The sequence below is a fragment of the Geomonas sp. genome, assembly GCF_035254065.1.
In the GTDB taxonomy this organism is placed as follows: Bacteria; Desulfobacterota; Desulfuromonadia; order Geobacterales; family Geobacteraceae; genus Geomonas.
Map to the genome: position 1 here is coordinate 1 of NZ_DATFBA010000354.1, position 4,844 is coordinate 4,844.

Sequence of the window (4,844 nt, forward strand, 5' to 3'; positions counted from 1 at the left end):
CGCAGCCCAGGCAGGCCCCCACGCCGCACGCCATGTAGGCCTCCATGGAGACCTGGCAGGGTACGGCATGCTTCTGGGCCAAAAGGGCCACCGCCTTCAGCATCGGGGTGGGTCCGCAGGAGAAGATGCGCATGCCGGAGGAGAGATGCCGCTCCAGCACTTCGGTGACCAGGCCGCGGTCGCCCAAGGTGCCGTCATCGGTGGAGACGTAGGTCTCGACGCCCAGCCGCTCGAACTCGGTGATGCAGAGGATGTCGTCGCGATTGCGCCCCCCGGCGAACAGCCGGACCTTCTCCCCCTTCTTGACCAGTTCCTTGGCCAGGTAGTACAGAGGAGCGAGGCCGATGCCGCCCCCCACCAGGATCTTCTCTTCGCCGCTGGGGCCGGCCTCGAAGCCCCTCCCCAGCGGGGTGAGCAGATCGACCAGGTCGCCGTGGTGCAGCGAGGAAAGGAGCTTGGTCCCCTTGCCGACCACCTTGTAGAGGATTTCTGCGTAGCACTGGGCGCCGCAGCCGGCGTATTCGGGGGTGAATTGCCCGACGTCGAACAGCCCGAAGGGACGGCGCAGCAGAGGATCGATGGCGTCGACCACCCTGAGCATCAGAAACTGCCCCGGTGAAGAGTTCTGCAGCTCCTGGGGCGCCGTCATCCTCATCCTGAAATAGCCAGGAGAGACCTCCACGTTGGATAGTACCATCGATTTGAACTGCATCTTACTCCTCTGGACTTAAGTTGAAGGTGTATTCCATCAGGATGGCGTCCTCGCCATTGTCATAGTATCTCTTGCGCCGGCCGATCTCGCGAAAACCGAGCCGCTGGTAAAGGGCGATGGCCTCGTTGTTTCCAACGCGTACTTCCAGCGAGACGACCTCGGCTCCCCTCTTCCTGCTTGAGGCGAGCGCCCCCTCCACCAGGAGGCGCCCGATGCGGCGGCCCCTCAGGGATGGGTCAACGGCAACATCAAGTATCTCGGCTTCGTCCAGCACCTGCTTAAGGCAAAGGTAACCGGCTAACGCACCGTCCGGCAGGATGGCTACCGTGGGGTACCCGCAGGCCGATTTCATCTCGTCCAGAAAATGCCGCCGCGTCCAGGGCCGTGAGAAGGAAAGAGACTCGATTTCCAGCACCTTATCGAGGTCTTCTTCAGCCATCGGACGAAGCGTTATTTTCTCATGAAAGCCGAGCACAAGCGGGCATGATAAGCAAACCCACAGGGGAAGTAAACATTTTTTTCGCTTTGACATTTGGGGGGAGATGCGCTAGATTTCCCATTTACTTCGACGGAGGTCACCCTGTGGGAAAGACTAAGATTACTTATAAAGACGCAGGTGTCGACATCGATGCCGGTAACACCTTTGTGCAGATGATCAAGCCGCTGGTCAAGGCGACAAATCGTCCGGAGGTGCTGGCCGATCTCGGTGGTTTCGGCGGCCTTTTCTCGTTGAACACCGGCAAGTACAAGCACCCCGTGCTGGTCTCCGGCACCGACGGCGTGGGGACCAAGCTGAAGGTTGCCTTCCTTGCCGACCGTCACGACACCATCGGCATCGACCTGGTGGCGATGTGCGTGAACGACATCATCGTGCAGGGTGCGGAACCGCTGTTCTTCCTGGACTACCTGGCCACCGCCAAGCTCGACCCCGCCAAGGGCGCCAGCATCATCAAAGGCGTGTCCGAAGGGTGCGTCCAGGCAGGCTGCGCGCTGATCGGCGGCGAGACTGCCGAGATGCCCGGGTTCTACACCGGTGAGGAATACGATATGGCCGGCTTCGCGGTCGGCGTGGTCGACCGCGAGAAGATCATCGACGGATCCTCCATCACGGTCGGCAACCACCTGATCGGTCTGAGCTCCAGCGGCCTGCACAGCAACGGCTACTCGCTGGCCCGCAAGGTGATCCTCGAGCACATGGGGCTCGGCATCAACGACGAGATCCCCGGCCTCGGCAAGACAGTGGCCGACGAGCTGCTCACCCCCACCAGGATCTACGTCCGGTCCGTATTGAACCTGCTTCGGGACTTCAACATCAGCGGCCTCGCCCATATCACCGGCGGCGGTCTGCTGGAAAACGTCCCCCGCGTGCTCCCGCACGGCTGCAAGGCGGTGATCAAGAAGGACAGCTGGCAGATGCCGGAGATCTTCCGCCTGATCCAGAAGGGCGGCAACATCGACGAGACCGAGATGTTCAGGACCTTCAACTGCGGCATCGGCATGGTCATCATCGTGCCGGAGCGCGAGGTCGATGACGTGATGATCCGGCTTTCCGGTCTCAACGAGACTGCCTACCACATCGGCGAAGTCGCCAAGTGCGAAACTGGTAAGGAGTGCGTGGAGCTCGTCTAGGGCTCCACTGCTGCCAACATGGGAAAAGTCCTCAACATAGGGGTCCTGGTTTCCGGAAGCGGTACCAACCTGCAGGCGATCATCGACGCCTGCGCGCGCCAGGAGATCAACGCCCGCGTAGTCTGCGTGATCAGCAACGTGGCGGACGCCTACGGCCTTGAGCGCGCGAGGAAGGCTGACATCCCCGCGCTGCACCTGGACCACCGCGCCTATTCGGGCAGGGAAGCCTATGATGAGGCCCTGGTGGCGACACTGCGCGAGTTCGGGGTCGAGCTGGTGGTGCTGGCCGGCTTCATGAGGATCATCACCTGCGTCCTTCTGGACGCCTTCCCCATGGCCGTGATGAACATCCACCCCGCCCTGCTCCCCGCCTTCCCCGGCCTCCACGCCGCACGCCAGGCGCTCGAATACGGGACCAAGGTGGCGGGATGCACGGTCCACTTCGTCGACTGCGGCACCGACACCGGCCCGATCATCATCCAGGCCGCGGTCCCCGTGCTGGAAGGCGACACCGAAGAAACCCTATCCGCTCGCATCCAGAAGGAAGAGCACCGCGTCTACCCAGAAGCCGTTAAGCTGTTCGCCGAAGGACGGCTGAAGGTGGAAGGCAGAAAGGTCGTCGTCAGCTAGTCAAACGGGCCGGTCCTGGACCGGCATTTTCCTTCCTTTCCTACCGCTGCTTTCTTTCACGCTTTTCCTTCTTGCATAACTTTTCAGCCGATGCAGGCTTCCCTCACCCCTCTCCTCTCCCGGAGGGCGAGGGGGTTCCAGGGCAATCTTCTGATCCAAGACGTACAACCAAGCCAACACCTCCGCTACTGCACAAAAGCCCTCCCTGGGTCAGCGCCTCCCTGAGCCTGCTCGCCAAAAGCGGCGTGTCCAGAAGAGGACTTGCCAAAAGGGGCTCCAGTACCGCGGCCGGTGAGGTAGCGTCACTTGCCACGGTGGAGAGCCATTTGCCGAAACTGCTCAGTTGCACCGAGGTCCCCTCCTGCTGCGGTGGCAGATACTGGAAGGTTATTCTCGGCTCGGCGGCAACAAAGGTCATAACCATGGTCTTGCCAGGCTGGACGTTGAGCGGTATCTCGAGCTTGTACATTTCACCGGCCACCCTGGCGAGGTACAGGTTATTGGGGAGATTGGCGATGATCTCAGCCTTAACCTGCTGGCCCGGATTAGGTTGCAGCAGTGCGCTCGCCCGCTGCTGAGCATCCGGCGACAGCGGCGTTGTCGTCGTCCTCGCTATGATCGGCAGGACCTGCTTTTGACTTTCGTCATTGATGAACATGACAATTCCTGTAAGTACCCACCATCATCATTCAAGAAAACAGCACCCCAAACCCCGGGCGCCGTAGATGCCCTCAATTGTTACAGTTATCGGCAATTTCCCCTGATCACTTTTGTAAATTCGCCGTGATATTTTCTTCCCATTTGGCCGGATTTGGGCTAAACATATCATCCTGCGCGCCGATAAGACATCAATGGAACTGGCCCGCCGTCCACCCGCAGAGTAGGCAAGCACGGGGGGCGCCAGCGATGGAGGAGCTGCAACCGGTCAACCCCAAGGGCCGGTACGTGGGAAGCAGTAACCCAGGAGGTAGCACTTGAAAGGGAACATCCTTATTGCAGATGACGAGGAGATGATCCGCGATCTGATCAACATCACCCTCAGTAAGGAAGGCTTCACCTGCTATCAAGCCGCCAGCGCCGACGAAGGGCTGGAGATCCTCCACCGGCAACCGGTGGATATGGCTTTGCTCGATATCATGATGCCTGGCCGCTCCGGCATCGACCTCCTCAAGGACATCAAGCAGCTCACCCCCGATACCCCCGTCCTCATGATCACCGCCATGAACGACATGGACACCGCCCTCTCCTGCATCCACTCCGGAGCTGACGATTACATAACCAAGCCCTTCAACCTCGAGCGCGTGCTCCTCACCGTCAAGAACACCATGGAGAAGCGCCGGCTGATCAAGGAGAACCGGGAATACCAGGCCAACCTGGAGCAGAAGGTCCGCGAGCAGACCGAGGTGATCCGGACGGTGATGGGAGAGATAAACCAGGCCTACGAGCACACGCTGGCCGCCCTGATCCGTGCGCTGGACGCCCGGGAGAAGGAAACCGGATGCCACTCCGAGCGCGTAATGAACTATGCCCTCCTGCTCGCGCAAACAGCCGGCATCAATGCCGAAGGGCTCAACACCCTGGCAAAGGGTGCGCTGCTGCACGACATCGGCAAAATTGGCGTTTCGGACAACATACTTCTCAAACCCGCCAAGCTGAACGTCGGCGAGTGGGAGATCATGAGACAACACCCCGCGGTGGGTTACGACATCCTGTCGGGGATCCGTTACTTCGAAGAAGCCGCTCAACTGGTGCTTTCCCACCATGAATGTTACGACGGCAGCGGTTACCCCCATGGACTGCGAGGCGAAGAGATCCCCATCAGCGCCCGGATCTTCGCCCTGGTAGATACCCTCGACGCCATGACATCCGACCG

At 60.5% G+C, this 4,844-nt stretch carries 6 protein-coding genes; 3 read left to right on the top strand and 3 right to left on the bottom strand.

Annotated elements, in window-relative coordinates:
* Together VJ604_RS16540 and rimI are read right to left on the bottom strand one after the other, a co-directional pair.
* The coding region (locus VJ604_RS16540) for a dihydroorotate dehydrogenase electron transfer subunit (RefSeq protein WP_324084453.1) at nt 1-712 on the bottom strand (712 nt) is incomplete at its 3' end.
* A 1-nt stretch (nt 713) separates the two neighbouring features.
* The gene (gene rimI, locus VJ604_RS16545; RefSeq protein ID WP_324084455.1) at nt 714-1,151 is read right to left on the bottom strand and encodes a ribosomal protein S18-alanine N-acetyltransferase; all 438 of its coding nucleotides are present in this window, start codon (nt 1,149-1,151) and stop codon (nt 714-716) included.
* A gap of 143 nt (nt 1,152-1,294) precedes the next feature.
* Here rimI and purM point away from each other — a divergent pair, with 143 nt between their 5' ends.
* Nucleotides 1,295-2,341 (top strand): phosphoribosylformylglycinamidine cyclo-ligase, encoded by a 1,047-nt coding sequence (purM, locus tag VJ604_RS16550; protein ID WP_324084457.1) that lies wholly within the window; start codon nt 1,295-1,297, stop codon nt 2,339-2,341.
* 18 nt (nt 2,342-2,359) lie between these two features.
* Nucleotides 2,360-2,971, top strand: a complete 612-nt coding sequence (gene purN / locus VJ604_RS16555) for a phosphoribosylglycinamide formyltransferase (RefSeq protein ID WP_324084458.1) — start codon at nt 2,360-2,362, stop codon at nt 2,969-2,971.
* A 103-nt stretch (nt 2,972-3,074) separates the two neighbouring features.
* On the opposite strand, the gene VJ604_RS16560 is transcribed toward purN, so the two are convergent.
* Nucleotides 3,075-3,629: a hypothetical protein gene (locus VJ604_RS16560; protein WP_324084460.1), complete on the bottom strand. Its 555-nt coding sequence runs from the start codon at nt 3,627-3,629 to the stop codon at nt 3,075-3,077.
* A gap of 316 nt (nt 3,630-3,945) precedes the next feature.
* Here VJ604_RS16560 and VJ604_RS16565 point away from each other — a divergent pair.
* Nucleotides 3,946-4,844: response regulator (locus VJ604_RS16565; protein WP_324084461.1), on the top strand; the 899-nt coding region annotated here is incomplete at its 3' end.

Excerpts from the sequence above, each read along its gene's own strand:
- rimI (WP_324084455.1), bottom strand. The coding sequence starts at position 1,151 with ATGGCTGAAGAAGACCTCGATAAGGTGCTGGAAATCGAGTCTCTTTCC.
- purN (WP_324084458.1), top strand. The coding sequence starts at position 2,360 with ATGGGAAAAGTCCTCAACATAGGGGTCCTGGTTTCCGGAAGCGGTACC.
- VJ604_RS16560 (WP_324084460.1), bottom strand. The coding sequence starts at position 3,629 with ATGTTCATCAATGACGAAAGTCAAAAGCAGGTCCTGCCGATCATAGCG.